The sequence below is a fragment of the Hymenobacter lutimineralis genome (genome assembly GCF_008271285.1).
Taxonomy (GTDB): domain Bacteria; phylum Bacteroidota; class Bacteroidia; order Cytophagales; family Hymenobacteraceae; genus Hymenobacter; species Hymenobacter lutimineralis.
The window spans coordinates 34,157-50,265 of sequence record NZ_VTHL01000006.1 but is presented as its reverse complement, the minus strand read 5'-3'; the positions used below and the strand labels follow the sequence as shown (position 1 = coordinate 50,265).

Sequence of the window (16,109 nt, the reverse complement as noted above, 5' to 3'; positions counted from 1 at the left end):
TTATTCATCCATTTTATACGATGCGAAAATTATCCTTTACTCTGGCCTTGCTGCTAGGCCTTAGCGTGGCCTCCCATACGGGGTTAGCCCAGGGTGTTGCTTCGGCCAAAACCTTAGTAAAAGAAGGTATAGCGCTGTATGATCAAGGCAACTACCAAGAGGCAATCAGGCGCTATGAGCAGGCCATCAAGCTTGAGCCTGGCAACTACACGGCCCGCTATGAGCTGGCAATGACCTACAATACGCTGGGGCAGCATAAGGAGTCAGCGGCCCTGTGCAAAGAGCTATTAAAAGATGACCCCGAGCCAAGCGCCGCAGTATACGGAACGTATGGCAACGCTTTGGATGGACTCAAAAAGCCCAAAGATGCGGTGAAGATCTACCAGGAAGGCTTGAAGCGCTACCCCGATGATGGCTCGTTGTACTTCAACCTGGGCGTGACGCAGGCAAGTAGCCTGGAGCAGCCGGCCGAGGCCATGGCCAGCATGCAGCAGGCCGTACGCTGCCGCCCCGAGCATACCAACTCACTTAATGCCGTTTCCCTACTCACGCTGCAGCTAGACAACCGGGTGCCTGCTTTGCTGGAAATGCTGCGCTTGTTACAGTTGGAACCGACGGGTAAGCGGGCCGAAGCCACTATTGCCCGCTTTGACAATGCCCTGGGGCTTGGCGTAAAGAAAACCGGCGACAAAGCGGTGACAATAAATCTGTCAAGCAACGTAGTGGGCAACGTTAGCAAAGAAAATATCCCGGACAATTTCGCCGGCCCGGATATGCTGCTGACGATGAGCGGCGCCCTCGACCACAGCAAGGAAAACAGCAAGAAAACAGCCCCGGTGCTTTTTGCCGACAAACTCGCGTTGCTGGTCAGCGTGCTGGAAGAGAATCATCCCGAAAAACAAACAGGGTTTGCCTGGCAGTACTTTGTTCCCTACTTCGTCGAAATGAAAAAGCAAGGGCACCTGCCCGCACTGGCTTACAGCGTGCAGGCATCCCGGGCAGAGGCTACCCCCGAAATCAGGGAATGGCTGGCTGCGCATGCAGCCGAAGTGCAGGCGCTGAACAAGTGGTCGGCGGCGTATATCTGGCCGAAGTAAGCCCGTTCTTTCTCTACGCAGCGGGCTTCTTGCGGGCGGCGGCCAGCTTTTTACCGGCCACCGGGGCCGCGAGCTTGTCGGGATTATCGGCCAGGAACTTGCCCCAGCTTTTGCCGCCGGCTTTCACGTTGTTGCCTTTCTGGTAGTGGTGGCAGAGGGCCACGCCCAGGGCATCGGTAGCATCCAGAAACTTAGAGGCCTCTTCAATGGGCGGCAGCCGCAGCGTTTGACGCAGCATGTGGGCCACTTGCTCCTTGGTGGCATTGCCCGAGCCCGTTACGGCCTGCTTGACCTTGGTAGGGGCATATTCCACGTACGGAATCTGGCGCGACAGGCAGGCGGCAATGGCTACGCCCTGGGCCCGACCCAGCTTGAGCATACTCTGCACGTTTACGCCAAAGAACGGCGCCTCAATGGCCAGCTCATCGGGCAGAAACTCGTCGATCAGCTCCAGCATTCGCTCAAAAATCCGCTTGAGCTTGAGGGCGTGGTTGCTGCCGATCTTCTTCATGTCGATGACGTCGTAGCGCAGCACGGTTACCTGCTGGCCGCGCACTTCAATCACGGCGTAGCCCATAATCTGGGTGCCGGGGTCTACGCCCATGATGACTTTGGGCAGGAGCTCAGAAGCAGAGGCGAGGGGCAGAATCATAGGGAAAACAAGGGAGAGGCACCGCTATCTGGCGCGTTGTTGCGGCCGGCTGGATAACTTGCCAACTCAGTATAGGAAATTCGCCGCCATTTTGCCCCCCGACCACCTACAAAACTACGCACGAAAGCCCGAAGAACCCACAAGTCGCCGACGCGTCTGGGTAATCCTGGGCAAGCTGCTCATTACCGGGCTCACGCTGGCCTTGCTGTACCACTCCGTGGTGGCCGATGCGGCTACGGCCGCGGCCTGGCGCCAGCTGCTGCAGTCGGCCCTGACGGGGGAGGGGAGGGTACCCGTAATGGTGGCTCTGGCCCTAGTCCCCGTAAACTGGGGGCTGGAGGCCTGGAAGTGGTGGCGGCTGGCCCGGCACCTCGAACCTGTGTCGTTCCGGCGGGCGTTCCGGGCGGTGCTGGTTGGCCTTACGCTGGGCTTTGTCACGCCCAACCGAGTAGGCGACTACGCCGGCCGCATCATTGAGCTCAAAAGCCGCCGCCTCGATGCCCTGGGCGCCGTATTTCTGGGGCGCTATTGCCAGCTGGTCGCCACCGTGGTGGCAGGCTCGCTGGGGCTGCTGTACTTCCTGTTCACGTTCTACCTGCCTGGTTTTCCGGCTACCAAGCTAGGCCTGGTAGTGGCGGCCTTGTTTCTAAATCTGGCCATGCTCGTGCCGCTGTACCGGAGCCGACTGTTGCTGTCCCTGTTCACCATAGTGCGGCCTTTGCGGCGCTTCCGGCGCTACGTGGCCGTGATGCCCACGTACCCGGCGCGCCTGCTGTCGGCGGTTCTGGCCGGGGCAGGCCTCCGCTACGCCGTGTTCTGCCTGCAGTTTGGCCTGCTGCTTTACGCGTATGGTGCCCGGCCCGCGGTAGGCCCCGCGCTGGCGGCTATTGCCGGCACGTTGCTGCTGAAGTCTTTGGTACCCTCGCTCAATGCCTTGGCCGATGTGGGGGTACGGGAGTTATCGGCCACGCATTTGTTTGGGCTGTTGGGCGAGCCGGTGCTGCCGGTGCTCAGCGCCAGCCTGAGTTTGTGGGTTATCAATATTGCCCTGCCCAGTGCTGCCGGGCTGTTGTTTGTGATGCGCCTAAAGGTTTTTCGGAAGCGTAAACCGACTGCTTCATGATGAGCCTGCTCACGATGCTGGGGGTGGGGGTTGCGGCCGCTTATTTGGAGCAAATGGTCCGCTTCCGGCGGGCCTGGCAGCGCCTGTCAGTTAGCAGGGCTGCCCCGCCCGCAGCAGCCAGCGCGCCCCCGGCTTTTTCCGTGCTCATAGCAGCCCGCAACGAAGCTGCCAACCTGCCCAACCTGCTCGCCGACCTAGTCCAGCAGCACCCCGTGCCCGGAGGATTTGAGGTGTTGATTGTGGACGACCACTCCACCGATGCCACGGCGGCCTTAGTAACGCAGGCAGCAGCTACCGTGCCGTTTTCGCTGCGTTTGCTGCGCCTTGCCGACGACCCCGCCAATCCTTCCGGCAAGAAGGCCGCCATTACGGCTGCCATTGCGGCTGCGCAGGCTCCCTGGTTGCTGCTCACCGATGCCGACTGCCGCGTGTCGCCCGGCTGGGTAAGTGCCTTTGCCGCCGAAGTCGAGGTCCGGCCAGAGGTGCAGTTTATCAGCGGGCCGGTGCTGCTTACCGGGGCTGGCTGGTTGGCTACGCTGCAGGGGCTGGAACTGGCCGGGCTGGTGGGTGTGGGTGCTGCCTCTATCCAACTGAATGCGCCCACCATGTGCAACGGGGCGAATCTGGCGTACCGGCGGGGCGCATTTGAGGCTGTGCGGGGCTTTGCCGGCAACGAAGCCATTGCCAGCGGCGACGACGAGTTTCTGCTGCACAAGCTGCACCAGCAGTTTCCGGCCGGCATCCGGTTTCTCAAAACGCCCGAGGCCATTGTCCGGACAGCGGTGCAGCCTACATTGCCGGACCTGCTGCGGCAGCGGGTGCGCTGGGCTAGCAAGTGGAAGCACTACCAAACGGCCGCGCCCCGGCAGCTGGCCGTGATGGTGCTGCTGGCTAATCTGCTTTTCCCGCTGGGGGCCTTACAGTGGTGGTGGCGCCCACAGGATGGCCTCTGGATTCTGGGCACGTGGTTGCTTAAGCTGCTGGGCGACGTTGTGTTTCTGAGCCCGGTGCTGCGGTTTCTGGGCCGACCCCGGTGGCTGGGGTGGGTGCCCGTGCTGCAGCTGGCCTACGGGCCCTACGCCTTACTGGTGGGGTTGTTGGGGTTGCGCGGGGGCTACGAGTGGAAAGGGCGGGAGGTGAAGTAAACGCACTAACTCAGGCGCTTTTTTCTGTTTCAGAAGAATTTTAGGGAGCAGCCCGGTTACTAGCTAGGCCGCCGCGAGGAGAAACTACCCTCGCCGAAGTCGGCCCAGGCATAGCTGCTCCCTTATCTTGGCAGTGAATGACCGCCCAGTGCCCTATCTTTGTTTTCGCCCTTGCCTTCCTGCCGTGACTGACGCCGAATTCGACCTGCTCGACGAACTGTACTTCGTTTCCTCCTTCAACGACCTGGCCCAACGCACTGCCCTGCCCCCCGCGGAGCTTGATAAACAGCTGCGTAACCTGCTGGAGCAGGGCCTCGTGCGCCTCTACTGGCCCGATGCCGACACGGAACTGGCCTTCGAACCATCGTCGTTCGGCGCTATCAGCCGCGACTCCTTCTACCTGGCCTCCAAGGAAGGCTTGCTGCAACATAATACCCAGTAAGGATGGCTTCTCCTGCCTTGGTTCAGGCCGCTGCGCCGGTCCGCTCGCCGGGCTACTACGTGCGGAAACGGCTGCTGCAGAACCGGCCGGCCATGGCTGGGCTGCTGTTTATTGGCTTGTGCACCCTGGTAGCCGTGTTGGGCTACTGGATTTTGCCCGACAACTCGCCCTCGGCCAACAATAGCGTGGTGCAGCTGCAAAAGGAAGCGCCCGGCTTTCAGGCCACCTTGCTGCGCCTGCCCGTTGCCGACTCCTCGCGGGCGGCTTCTTCGGATAACCTCTTTCGGATCTGGTGGCAGGGGCAGGCCCCGCGCTTCCAGGAGGTGCCCATTGGCAGCTACCGGTTTCAGGGCGACTCCCTGCTAACCATGCCTTACCAAAACCACTCGGCCCTGGCCGATCAGGCCCAGCGGTACTCGCTGGCGGCGATGGTGGGGCAGGCGGGGCCAGCGGCTGAGCTGCGCCGTCGGGTAGAGCAGGAGCACATCATCCGGCGTACTTACTGGCTCGGCACCGATAAGGCGGGCCGGGATGAGCTCAGCCGCCTACTGCTGGGAACCCGGGTAAGCTTGGGCATTGGCTTGGTAGCCGTGCTGATTTCCCTGGCTCTGGGCATGCTCATCGGGGCGGTGGCCGGCTACGTAGGCGGCTGGGTAGATAGTGTGCTGCTGGGCCTGATGACGGTGGTGTGGAGCATACCGGGCATCATGCTCGTCATTGCTATTTCCCTGGCCCTCGACAGTAAAGGCGTCTGGACGTCTTTTGTGGCTGTGGGCCTCACCATGTGGGTAGATGTGGCCCGCGTGGTGCGCGGACAGATGCTGAGCTTGCGCGAAAAAACCTTTGTGGAGGCCGGCCGGGTGCTGGGCCTGCCCCAGAGCCGCCTGATTGCCCACCACCTGCTGCCCAACATGACGGGGCCGCTGATCGTCATTGCGACCAGCAACTTCGCGTCGGCCATTTTGCTGGAAGCGGGCCTGAGCTTTCTGGGGCTGGGCGTGCAACCCCCGGCGCCTTCCTGGGGCCTGATGGTAAACGAAGGTTTTCAGCTGCTGGGCACCAGCGCGGGCCTGTGGCTGACGCTCTTGCCCGGCCTGGCCATCAGCTTGCTGGTACTCAGCTTTAACCTGCTGGGCAACGGCCTGCGCGATGCTTACGACCCCAAAACCCCGCTGAATTCGTAGGAGAGTGTTTACTTGCGGGCCGCACCAGGAGCTGGCTGCTTCCCCTGCTGCTTGCGGAATGGGTTGTACTTTTGTCCTTTCGGACCGTGCTTCTGTATCTGCTCGTTCTTTTCCGCCGCCTTGTATTCTTCTGTATATGCCCGCCTCCGAACGCCTTATTTCCCTCGAAAAGCGGTTCTTTCTCAAGGAACGGGAATTGAATGCCCTGCTGGAAATTACCCAGGCCATCAACCTCGACTCCCCGGAGAATTCCCTGTACAAAATCTTTCAGTTCACGTTGCTGGGGCAGTTGAATATCCGGCGGCTGGTACTGTACGTGCGCGAAGAAGACCAGTGGCAGTGTGTGCTTTCCTTCGGGGCCGGGCTGCCCGATTTTCGGCGCATCCCGCTTCCGGAAGTGGCCCGGCAGAAGTGCACGCAGCTGGCTTGCCCGGTGCGCAGTCTGGAACTGGGACCGGAGTGGGACTTGCTCGAAACCATTATTCCGGTGGTGCAAAACGCCGAAGTGCTGGCCTATATTTTCATTGGCAATGTGCACGAAGACTACGAGCACGGGGAAGCCACCAAGTTTCTGGAAACGCTTAGCAACATCCTGCTATCAGCCATCCAGACGCGGCGCCTGGCCCGCCAGCGCGTAGCCGATGCCGCCATCCGCAAGGAAATTGAAATTGCCCAGGAAGTGCAGAGCATGCTCTTTCCGCAGAAGCTGCCCAACGATGCTTCCGTGGCTGTGCACGCCAGCTATGTACCTCACACAGCCGTAGGCGGCGACTACTACGACGTCGTGAGCCTCGACGCGGACCGGTTTCTGTTTTGCGTAGCCGACGTGTCGGGCAAGGGCGTGGCAGCATCCCTGCTGATGTCGAACTTTCAGGCGGGCCTGCGCACCCTGGTGCGGCAGCAGGTAGAGCTGGCCACCATCGTACACGAGCTCAACCACCTGATCTTCCGCAACTCCGGCGGCGATAAGTTTATTACGGTGTTCTTTGGGGTGTACGACCGCCGCACTCGCTATCTGCAGTACGTCAACGCCGGGCACAACGACCCCATTCTGGTCCCCGACTCCGGCCCCGTGAAGCTCCTGAAGGAAGGCACCATCATGCTGGGCGTGATGGATGATCTGCCGATGATGACGGTAGGCGAAACCATTGTGCCTCCACGCACCCTGCTGCTGAACTACACCGACGGCCTCACCGAAGTATTCAACGAGGCACAGGATGAGTTTGGGGAAGAAGGTGTAGTAGCCGCCTTGCGCCGGGGCCGCTACCTCCCGCTCACGCGCCTGCACACCGAGCTGCTGGCCGAAATCAAGGCCTTCAACGCCAAAGGCAGCCATTTCTCCGACGACATCACCATTCTGAGCTGCCGGTTTAAATAAGTTGCTAGTTGCTGGCTGCTTGTTATTCACTGAATAACAAGCAGCCAGCAACTAGCAACTTTCCTTCTCGGGAATGGTCACGTCCAGCCGCATCAGAGCGGCCAGGGCGATGAAGAAGAAGGAGCCAATTTTGTCGACTTCCACCAGTTCATTAAGCAGTAGGTGGAAAACGATGATAAAGAACGATAAGCCGGCCGCCAGCACCAGCCGCCGATGCTCAGGGCGGGCACTGCGGTGGTAGAGGCGCTCCACCAGCAGCAGGGCTGTGCCTACCACCAGCGCAAACAGGGCGCACCCCGGCACGCCCTGTTCCGCCAACAGCAGCAGAAAGTAGTTGTGGGTAGTAGAACGCTCGGGGTTGTCGCTCACGTACGTGCGGAACCCTTTGATAGTATAGCGCTTGTATTCAGGGTAAAACGTGCTGGGGCCGCTGCCCAGCCAGGGTTTCTCGTGAGCCATGCGCGCCGCGGCTATCCAACGGTACAGCCGCTCCATGCCCGATACGTCCTTGAGCTCATACGTCGCCTCCAGGTGTTTCTCAAAGTTTTGGCCGTTGAAGACCGTTTGCTCGAAATCGGGGGCGTAGCGCATAAAATTGCTTTGATAAGCAAAATAGCTTCCCGCCGCCACCGCCGCTACGGCAATGCCCATCAGCAGCCGCCGCGTCTGGCGCCAGCGCAGCACCAGGTAAAACCCGGCTGCGGCCGGCAACGACAGAAAAGAGGCCCGGGTATAGGACGTAATCAAGCCAAAAAACAGCAGCACAATGGCCACCTGCCAGGCCCGGCGCGTGCGCCCGGGCAGAGCGGCCTGGGCCCCGTACAGGGCGTAGGGCAGGAGCAGCGCCAGCACAGTAGCGTAGGCCACGTGGTTGCGATAAAAGGGCTGCAGCGCCGGGTGAATGGAGGCAAACCCGAAGCCTGTGCCTGCGTGCCGTACTACGGTATAGACCACCGTGAGGCACGCACTAAGGGTGTAAATGCCGCTCAACTGCCAGAGCTTGGCAGGTTTCCGTAGCAGCAGCAGGGTGCCCAGCACAAAGGGAATCAGGTACCAGAGCTTGGCCAGCAGAAACTTCACCGACTTGACCGTGTCGACGGAGGTGAGGGTGCTGGCCCCGGCCCAGAGCAGTTGCAGCAATAGCAGCGCCAGCAGGGGGTGCTGCCATTCCCGCGTGGTTAGCTCCTGCTGGCGGAAAAGTAGGGCCAAGGCCACGCAGGCCATGAGCACCAGCATCAGGGGCTCCGAGGGCACATCCATGGCCAGACCGCCGGGCAGCTGAAACTCGTGCGCAAACCCAAGCGTGAACAGAAACAGGTAAAAAACCAGCCGCCAGTCGAGCAGGATGATGGTAAGGGCCAGGATGCCCAGGCCCGGCAGCAGCCCCCGAATGTCCCCGCGCAGCAGCCACCATGCCCCACCACCTACCAGCGTGAGTACGAAGGTGCCAAACACCAGAAACTCCGGGGCCGGAGCCCACCGCGGCAGGGTCAGGCGCGGCGGGGTCATGCCGCCTGTGCTACGGCCCGGGGTGCGCGGTACCATTCCAGCGCGGCAATCAGCACCACCGACAAGCCCAGCGTAATGGCCACGCCGCCCAGCACAATCAGCCAGCGGATAGGGCGGGCTTTCTTGGTAGCGGGGTAGGCGGGCTGCACCACATATAAAGAAGAAATCCGGCTTTTGAGGGCTACGTCGGCGGCTTCATATTCGCCGTAGGCGTTAGCCATGCGGTTGGAAAGGTCCTTAAGCCGGGTTTCCAGCATCTGCACCGAGTCCAGCCCCTGCGCGTAGCCTTCCAGGTTGAAGCGGTTGCCGCTGTTGGTTTCCGTGAGTCCGCGCAAAGCCCGCCGCAGGCCGGCAATGGTAGCTGACGATGCACCGCTGCCTTCGGCCTGGCGCAGAGCAGCTTCCACCCGAATGACTTCCCGGGCCAGGTAGCGCGACTCTTCCTCCAGCCCGTAAATGCCGTAGTGGCGGCGCGCCTTCAGCATCTGCTGCTGGGTGCGGCGAAACGACTCATTCAGGTATTGGTAGCGGGTGCGGTACAGGTCCAGCACTTTGCGGCGGTTATCCACGGTAAGCTGCTGGTTGATGGAGTCAATCAGGCCAACCATGGTATTGGCAATGCGCGCGGCCAGGTGCTTGTCGGTGTCCAGAAAAGTCAGCTCAATGGCGTCGCGCTCATTGTGCACGATGGACAGGTTGGAGTTGAACTCAAAGAGCACGTAGTTATCGGCCTCGTCGTTGCCGGGCGTGCCGGCGCGGTAGTGCTTGTATAGGTCGAACCGGCGGATCAGCGCTTCCGCCACGGGCTGCGACTGGCCGATGGTAATCACCCGGTCCAGGTCTTCGCCCCGGCCACCGGGGTCGAGGCGGCCCCCTTCGGCCAGGGTTCGGTCGGGGTCAATGGCCTGCGGATTGCTGGGAATAAACACCGCCGTAGACGCATACTCGTTGGGTAGCAGCAAGGCCACAATAGCGCTTACCACCAAGGCCAGTAAACCCGCTCCGAGCAACCACAATTTCCACCGATACAGGAGCGGCCACAAGCCAAACAAGGAATACCGAGACAGCATAATAATATGTAAGCAGTGACTGGCGCACGACCGGCGCTGCGGCACGCAAAACCGGACAAATATAGAAGAAAAATCCCCTGGCCGGGTTGCTGCATGGGCAAAGGAGCGGAGGTACTTTTCGTAGCTTTGCCCGCTTCTCCTCATTATCTACCCCCATCCGGTATCAAACGGTTTTTCGGAAATATCAGCCTCGTGGTACTGCTCAACCTGCTCGTTAAGCCGGGTTGGGTAGTGGTAGAAAACCTGGTGCAGGACCGACTAGGCCACGCGGCCTACGGCACGTTTGCCGCGCTGCTGGCCCTGACTACCGTGCTGGCCCTGCTTTCCGACCTGGGCCTGACGCACTCCACCGTGAAGCGCCTGGCCTCGGAGCCTGCCTACCTGGGGGAGGCGTTTCCTACGGTGCTGCCTTTGCGGCTGGGGCTCAACCTGCTGGCCCTGGTGATCATGGAAGGGGTAGGCCTGGCCTTAGGCTACCGGGGCGAGGCCCTGGGGCTGTTGGCGGCCATCGGCGGGAGTTTGCTGCTCACGCAGTACGCCCAGTTCCTGCGCGGCCCCCTGCAGGCGCAGCAGCGCTTTAATACCGATGCCCTGCTCTCGGTACTGGAAAAGGCTTTGCTGCTGGGGGTGGTGCTGGCTTTGCTGCCACTGGGCCTCTCGCTGGAGCGGTACGTGGGCGCGCGGCTAACGGTGGCAGCGTTTACGGCTGTCCTTATTTACGGGCTGCTTATGCGCCTGTACGGCTGGGTCCGGTACCGCTGGCAGTGGTCCGTTGCCCGGGCGGCCCTGGTTGATAGTCTGCCCTTTGCGCTCATTACTTTGCTCTACGGCGTGAATGAGCGCATCGACATGATTATGCTGGAGCGGCTGGCATCTCCTACGGAGGCGGGCTACTACGCCGGGGCCTACCGCTGGGTTGATGCCGTGATGATGTATATCTGGACCATCATGCCCTTGTTCTTTGCCCGGTTTGCCGCCGCCATCGACGACCCCCAGGAGCAGGCCGCTTTGCTGCAGTTCGGGCAGCGCGTGGTGGCGGTGCCCATGCTGCTGGTGTGCGCTTTTGGTTTGTTTCAAGGGAAAGCCTTGTTCTGGCAGTTCCAGCACAGTGCTCCGGCCGAGGTGCAGCGCATGGCCTTGTGCGTGGGTATCCTGTTCCTGAATGTATTGGTGCATTCCTTGTTTGCCGTGTACGGGGCGCTGCTCAACAGTACCAACCACGTGCGGGCCGTAAGCCGGCTGGTGGTAGCCAGCATTGTGCTCAACGTGGGGCTGAACGTGGTGCTGCTGCCGCGGTTTGGAGCCGTAGCGGCGGCGGTAGACACCTTGCTGAGCGCCCTGCTGGTTTCGGGTGGGTACCTATGGCTGCTGTGGCGCCGCACCAAGGTGGCCGTGCCCTGGGGCTTGCTAGGTCGGCTGCTAGCGGCCTTTGCCCTGCTGTGCCTGGGTTGGTACGGACTCCAGCAGCTAGACCTGCCTATGTCGTGGCTTACGGAAAGTGCACTGATGGGGGTGGCGCTGGCGGGTTTGGTTGTACTTTTGGGCATTGTGCGCGTGGCGGAGCTGCGGCGGCTATGGCCCCGGTAGCGGCTGCGTAGCCCAAAGCCCGCTTCTATTCCCGTTTCTTGACTACCACTTCCTCTTCCGCCACGCTGCTGCGTCGCCTGGATAAAATCGAGCAGCTGGCCCAGGCCGGCCGGTTGCGCCGCTTGTGGCACGCGCCGGCCCGCTACCTGTGGGCCCTGGGTTTTCGCACGTTTGTGTATGCCCGCACCCACCGGGGCAAAGTGTGCCAGACGCCTACCTTCTTTGGGGTGCCCATGACGGTGGTGCTGCCCGCCGGCACCGACATCTACCTGCTGGGGGCCAAGTCCCACGGCTCGGAGCTGCGGCTGGCGCGGTTTCTTATCCGGGAACTGCAGCCCGGACAGCACTTTGTGGATGTAGGCGCCCACTTCGGGTATTTCACGCTGCTGGCCGCGCAGCTGGTAGGGGCCGCTGGGAGCGTGCGGGGCTTTGAGGCCGGCAGCCATACCTACGCCGTGCTTCAAGATAATGTGGCGGGCCAGGCCAATGTGCAGATCTTTCACCGGGCCGTATCAGATAAGGCCGAGCCAGTATCTTTTTATGAGTTTCCAGTCCAGTATAATGAGTTCAACTCCATGCACGTGGGCCAGTTTGAGCAGGAAACGTGGTTTGGAAGCTTCAAGCCCGCTTGTACCACGGTAGAAGCGGTTTCCCTGGATGAAGCCGTATACGCGGCTGGACCAGCGCCGCACATTATCAAGATTGACGTGGAGGGCGCCGAAGCTCAGGTGATTCGGGGGGCTGAGCATTTGCTGCGCCAGCAGGCTCCGCTCGTTATTCTGGAGTACCTGGCCCCAGCCCGGCACAACGCCAGCCATCGGGAAGCCGCAGCTTTATTGGCTGAACTGGGCTACCACCCGCACCGCCTCGATGATGCCGGCCGCCTGCAGCCCTGCCCCGACTTGGAAGCCTTCCTGCTCGAGCAGCAGCTTGACTCCGATAATTTCGTATTCAAGAAAACGTCGGCCTGATTTAACCGGCCCTGCGCTGCGCATTTGTGGAAATAGCCATCAACACCCGCTTCCTGCTGCCCGGCGACAAGCTCGAGGGCATTGGGCGTTTCACGTATGAGACGCTCCGGCGGCTGGTGCAGCAGCACCCCGAGCATACGTTTCACTTTCTCTTCGACCGGCCCTTCGACGAGCGGTATCTTTTTGGGGCCAATGTGGTGCCGCACGTGCTGTATCCGCCGGCTCGCCACCCGCTGCTGTGGCTCACGTGGTTTGAGGGCGCGGTAGCGGCTTGGCTGCTGCGGCACCGGCCAGCCGTGCTGCTCAGCCCCGACGGCTACACCACCCTGGCCACCCGGGTACCGCGCGTAACCGTCATCCACGACCTGGCTTTTGAGCATTTTCCGCAGGATATTGACCGCCTGACCCGGCGCTATTATCAGTACTTCACGCCGCGCTTTGCCCGGGCCTCGGCGCGGGTGGTGGCCGTGTCGGAAGCCACGCGCCAGGATATCATGAGCACCTACGGGCTGTCGGGGGAGAGAATTCGGGTGGTGCCCAATGCGGCCGATGCCCACTTTCAGCCCCAACTGGCGCCCGAGCAGCAGGCCACGCGGGAACGGTACAGCGCCGGCAAGCCTTACTTCTTGTTCGTGGGCGCCCTGCAGCCACGCAAAAACCTGGTAAACCTGCTGCGGGCCTTTGATGAGTTCAAGCAGCGTACCGGCGCGCCCACCAAGCTGCTGGTGGTTGGCCGCACCGCCTGGCAGGCCGGCCCCATCTTCGAAGTGTACCGCCACTTAGAGCACCGCCGCGATGTGCACCTGACCGGCCGCGTCACCGACGCCGAGCTGACGCAGCTGTACGCCGCCGCGCGGGCCACCGTGTATGTGCCGTATTTCGAGGGTTTCGGCATTCCCGTCATCGAGGCCCAGGCCTGCGGCTGCCCGGTCATCACCTCCAATTGCAGCTCTCTGCCGGAGGTTGCCGGGGGCGCGGCCCGCCTTGTCGACCCTTTCTCGGTAGCTTCCATTGCCGAGGCGCTGGGCGAGCTGCACGACGACGCGCCCCGTTGCGCTGCTTTGGCGGCGTTGGGCCTGCAAAACGCCGCCCGCTACTCCTGGGACCACAGTGCCCGGCTCTTGTGGCAGGCGGTGGCGGAAGTGGTGGAGCCTGAAAGTCCTAGTGTCTAAGAAAGGCTGAGTACCTTCCGGGTCTTGATGGGGTAGTTTGCCCCCTGAAGCAGCCGGCAGCCCAGGGTAACCGGCCGTGCTTTTTTGTTTGCTATTGACTTTCAGCTTGCCCGTATGCGCCTGTACCGAATGCCTGAACCCTTGCGCCGCTTGTTACCGGAATGCTGGTGGCAGATGCCCGCTACGGGCCGCACCCTATACCTGACCTTCGACGACGGACCCATTCCGGAAGAAACGCCCTTCGTCCTCGAACAGCTGGCTCGCTTCGATGCCAAAGCCACGTTCTTCTGCGTGGGCGACAATATAGTGCGCCACCCGGCCATAGCGCGGGCAGTGCTGGCGGCGGGCCACCGCCTGGCCAATCATACCCACCACCACCTCAGCGGCTGGACAACCCCACGAGCCGAGTACCTGGCAGATGTAGCCCGCTGCCAGGAGGCCCTGCTGGACGTGCTACCGGAACCTGAAGTCCGGCCCTTGCTGCGGCCGCCCTACGGGCGTATTACGCTGCCGCTGGCGCGCATTCTGAACGAACAGTACCAGCTGATTATGTGGGACGTGCTTACCTGCGACTACGACCACACTCTGGCGCCCGAGGACTGCCTGCAAACGGCCATTGGTTATTCCCGGCCCGGTTCTATTGTGGTGTTTCATGATAGCCTGAAAGCCAGCCGCAACCTGCGCTACGTGCTGCCGCGCTACCTGGAGCATTTCGCCGAGCAGGGCTTCACCTTCGCTGCTATCTAAGCCTGCGCATGATGCTTACCGCTGCCCTGTTGTGCTTCGTGGCGTTGTGGTTTGCCATGCTGGGCACTGCTACTGTACTGTTTGCCCGCCGCCACGAGCCGCGGGCCGCACCCGTCCCGCAGCCGCTCCCCCGCGTAAGCATTCTGCTGGCCGCCCGCAACGAAGAAGTGGCCATTGAGCGGTGTCTGGCTTCCATCCGGGAGTTGGCGTACCCAGCGCCGCTGCTGGAAGTATTACTGGGCGATGATGCCTCCACCGACAATACCGTGGCTATTGCGCAGGCCGTGATGCAGGACTACGCGGGTAGCTTTCGGGTGGTATCTATTCAGACCAATAAAGGACAGGCCCGCGGCAAAGCCAACGTGCTGGCCCATCTGGCCCGGGCCGCTACTTCCGATGTATTCTGCATCACGGACGCCGATATTGCCGTGCCCCGTACCTGGGTTTCGGGGTTGCTGGGGCGGGTGCAGGGTTCCGTGGGCATTGTTACGGGCATCACCGTAGTGCAGGGGCCGCGCCTGTTCGACCAGCTGCAGCGGCTCGATTGGCTTTTGTCCTTATCCTTGGTGCAGGTGGTGTCGGACTGGGGCAAGCCCGTAACGGCTATGGGCAACAATATGCTCGTAACGCGCCAGGCGTATGAGGCCACCGGCGGCTACGAGGCGCTGCCTTTCTCCGTCACGGAAGACTATGCGTTGTTCCGGGCAGTGCTGGGGCGGGGCTTCACGTTCCGAAACGTGTTTTCCCCGGAAGTGCTGGCTGAGTCCCTGCCTATTGGTACGTTGGGGCAGCTGTTGCACCAGCGGCGGCGCTGGCTGCGGGGCGTCGAGGCGCTGCCCTGGGGGCTGCAAGCGGCTTTACTGGTGTATTCTGGAATCTATCCGGCCATGCTTGGATTGGCCTTCACCAGCGGGCCTTTGGCGGCGCTGGCCGTGTTGGGGGCCAAAATGGTAGCGCAGGGAGTTCTGACGGCCCTTTGCTTTTACCGAGTTGGGCTTCGGCCGCCCTTGCGTCTGTTGCCCTTGTTTGAGCTTTACACCGTTGGGCTTACGCTGGGGCTGGTAGGCTTCCGGGTGCTGCCGCTACGCTTTACCTGGAAGGGCCGCCAGTATGCCTGATTATGAGGGCTGCTGTTTGCTAGGTGCTGGTTTGGGCGTCGATAAGCCAGCAGCTGCACCAGTACCTTTGTGAGCAATTGTAAGCCAGAAACCAGAAACTAAAAACAGAAACTCCTATACAATGCACCTCACCGATTCGCACGCCCACGTTTATTCCGAGCAGTTCAAAGAAGACCGCGACGCCATGCTGCAACGCGCCTTCGAAGCGGGGGTGCAAACCATCGTCATGCCCAATATCGACCATACCAGCATCGACGTGATGCTCGAAACGGAGCTGCAGCATCCCCGGCAGTGCTTTGCCATGATGGGGCTGCATCCGTGCTCAGTGGGCCGGCACTTTGAGAAAGAGCTGTACGAAGTCGAGACTTGGTTGGGGCAGCGGCCCTTTGCGGCGGTAGGGGAGTGTGGCATCGATTTGCACTGGGACAAAACCACGCTGCCCTGGCAGCAGGAAGCCCTGCGGGTGCAGATTGCGCTGGCCAAAAAGCACGACTTGCCGCTGGTGCTGCACACGCGCGAAGCCTTCCAGGAAACCGCAGAGCTCATTGAAACGGCCCAGGATGGCACCTTGCGGGGCGTTTTTCACTGTTTCTCGGGCTCCCGTGCCGAGGCGGAGCACGTCATCGGGCTGGGGTTCAAACTAGGCATAGGCGGAGTAGCGACCTTTAAAAACGGCGGCCTCGACCAAGTACTGCCGGGTCTGGCGCTGGAGCACCTGCTGCTCGAAACCGACTGCCCCTACCTGTCGCCGGTGCCGTACCGGGGCAAGCGCAACGAGCCGGCGTATTTGCCGCTGGTAGCCCACCGCGTGGCCGAGCTGCTGGGCAAAGACCTGGAGGAAGTAGCCGAGGCGACCACGCGCACGGCCCAGGAGCTGTTTCGGCTCTAGCAAAAGTTGCCGGCGGGGTGGGAAA

Annotated in this window: 15 protein-coding genes; 12 read left to right on the top strand and 3 right to left on the bottom strand. The window is 61.6% G+C overall.

The window, feature by feature from the left end:
• Nucleotides 1-20: 20 nt before the first annotated feature.
• Complete coding sequence (locus FY528_RS07710) at nt 21-1,097, top strand: tetratricopeptide repeat protein (protein ID WP_149070418.1); 1,077 nt, start codon at nt 21-23, stop codon at nt 1,095-1,097.
• Between the two features lie 13 nt (nt 1,098-1,110).
• Here FY528_RS07710 and ruvC read toward each other — a convergent pair whose 3' ends face one another.
• On the bottom strand, nt 1,111-1,749 hold the full coding sequence (gene ruvC / locus FY528_RS07705) for a crossover junction endodeoxyribonuclease RuvC (RefSeq protein ID WP_149070417.1): 639 nt from the start codon (nt 1,747-1,749) through the stop codon (nt 1,111-1,113).
• A gap of 91 nt (nt 1,750-1,840) precedes the next feature.
• On the opposite strand from ruvC, the gene FY528_RS07700 reads away from it, so the two are divergent.
• The 5 genes from FY528_RS07700 (at nt 1,841) to FY528_RS07680 (ending at nt 7,021) form a co-directional block, all read left to right on the top strand.
• Nucleotides 1,841-2,872 (top strand): lysylphosphatidylglycerol synthase transmembrane domain-containing protein, encoded by a 1,032-nt coding sequence (locus FY528_RS07700; protein WP_262383943.1) that lies wholly within the window; start codon nt 1,841-1,843, stop codon nt 2,870-2,872.
• Complete coding sequence (locus tag FY528_RS07695) at nt 2,869-4,017, top strand: glycosyltransferase (RefSeq protein ID WP_149070416.1); 1,149 nt, start codon at nt 2,869-2,871, stop codon at nt 4,015-4,017. Before FY528_RS07700 ends, FY528_RS07695 begins: the two co-directional genes overlap by 4 nt.
• A gap of 184 nt (nt 4,018-4,201) precedes the next feature.
• Entirely contained in the window at nt 4,202-4,459 is a 258-nt protein-coding gene (locus FY528_RS07690; RefSeq protein WP_149070415.1) for a MarR family transcriptional regulator, read from the top strand.
• A gap of 2 nt (nt 4,460-4,461) precedes the next feature.
• A complete protein-coding gene (locus tag FY528_RS07685) occupies nt 4,462-5,643 on the top strand; it encodes an ABC transporter permease (RefSeq protein ID WP_149070414.1) in 1,182 nt (393 codons plus the stop codon).
• 136 nt (nt 5,644-5,779) lie between these two features.
• Nucleotides 5,780-7,021, top strand: coding sequence for a PP2C family protein-serine/threonine phosphatase (locus FY528_RS07680; protein WP_149070413.1), 1,242 nt, complete (start codon nt 5,780-5,782; stop codon nt 7,019-7,021).
• A gap of 51 nt (nt 7,022-7,072) precedes the next feature.
• Here the strand turns inward: FY528_RS07680 and FY528_RS07675 are convergent, their stop codons facing one another.
• Nucleotides 7,073-8,530 carry an O-antigen ligase family protein gene (locus FY528_RS07675; protein WP_222931793.1) on the bottom strand — a complete coding sequence of 486 codons (1,458 nt, stop codon included), beginning with the start codon at nt 8,528-8,530 and terminating at the stop codon, nt 7,073-7,075.
• Entirely contained in the window at nt 8,527-9,600 is a 1,074-nt protein-coding gene (locus tag FY528_RS07670; protein WP_187632045.1) for a GumC domain-containing protein, read from the bottom strand. The genes FY528_RS07675 and FY528_RS07670 overlap by 4 nt, the downstream gene beginning before the upstream one ends.
• Before the next feature lie 126 nt (nt 9,601-9,726).
• Between FY528_RS07670 and FY528_RS07665 the strand changes: the two genes are divergently transcribed.
• From FY528_RS07665 to FY528_RS07640, 6 genes are all read left to right on the top strand, one after another.
• Nucleotides 9,727-11,187: an oligosaccharide flippase family protein gene (locus FY528_RS07665; protein WP_187632044.1), complete on the top strand. Its 1,461-nt coding sequence runs from the start codon at nt 9,727-9,729 to the stop codon at nt 11,185-11,187.
• A 38-nt stretch (nt 11,188-11,225) separates the two neighbouring features.
• The gene (locus FY528_RS07660) at nt 11,226-12,158 is read left to right on the top strand and encodes an FkbM family methyltransferase (RefSeq protein ID WP_149070409.1); all 933 of its coding nucleotides are present in this window, start codon (nt 11,226-11,228) and stop codon (nt 12,156-12,158) included.
• A 26-nt stretch (nt 12,159-12,184) separates the two neighbouring features.
• Nucleotides 12,185-13,330 carry a glycosyltransferase family 4 protein gene (locus FY528_RS07655; protein WP_149070408.1) on the top strand — a complete coding sequence of 382 codons (1,146 nt, stop codon included), beginning with the start codon at nt 12,185-12,187 and terminating at the stop codon, nt 13,328-13,330.
• 129 nt (nt 13,331-13,459) lie between these two features.
• On the top strand, nt 13,460-14,077 hold the full coding sequence (locus tag FY528_RS07650) for a polysaccharide deacetylase family protein (protein WP_149070407.1): 618 nt from the start codon (nt 13,460-13,462) through the stop codon (nt 14,075-14,077).
• An 8-nt stretch (nt 14,078-14,085) separates the two neighbouring features.
• Nucleotides 14,086-15,195: a glycosyltransferase gene (locus FY528_RS07645; protein WP_149070406.1), complete on the top strand. Its 1,110-nt coding sequence runs from the start codon at nt 14,086-14,088 to the stop codon at nt 15,193-15,195.
• 121 nt (nt 15,196-15,316) lie between these two features.
• On the top strand, nt 15,317-16,084 hold the full coding sequence (locus FY528_RS07640; protein ID WP_149070405.1) for a TatD family hydrolase: 768 nt from the start codon (nt 15,317-15,319) through the stop codon (nt 16,082-16,084).
• Nucleotides 16,085-16,109: the final 25 nt, after the last annotated feature.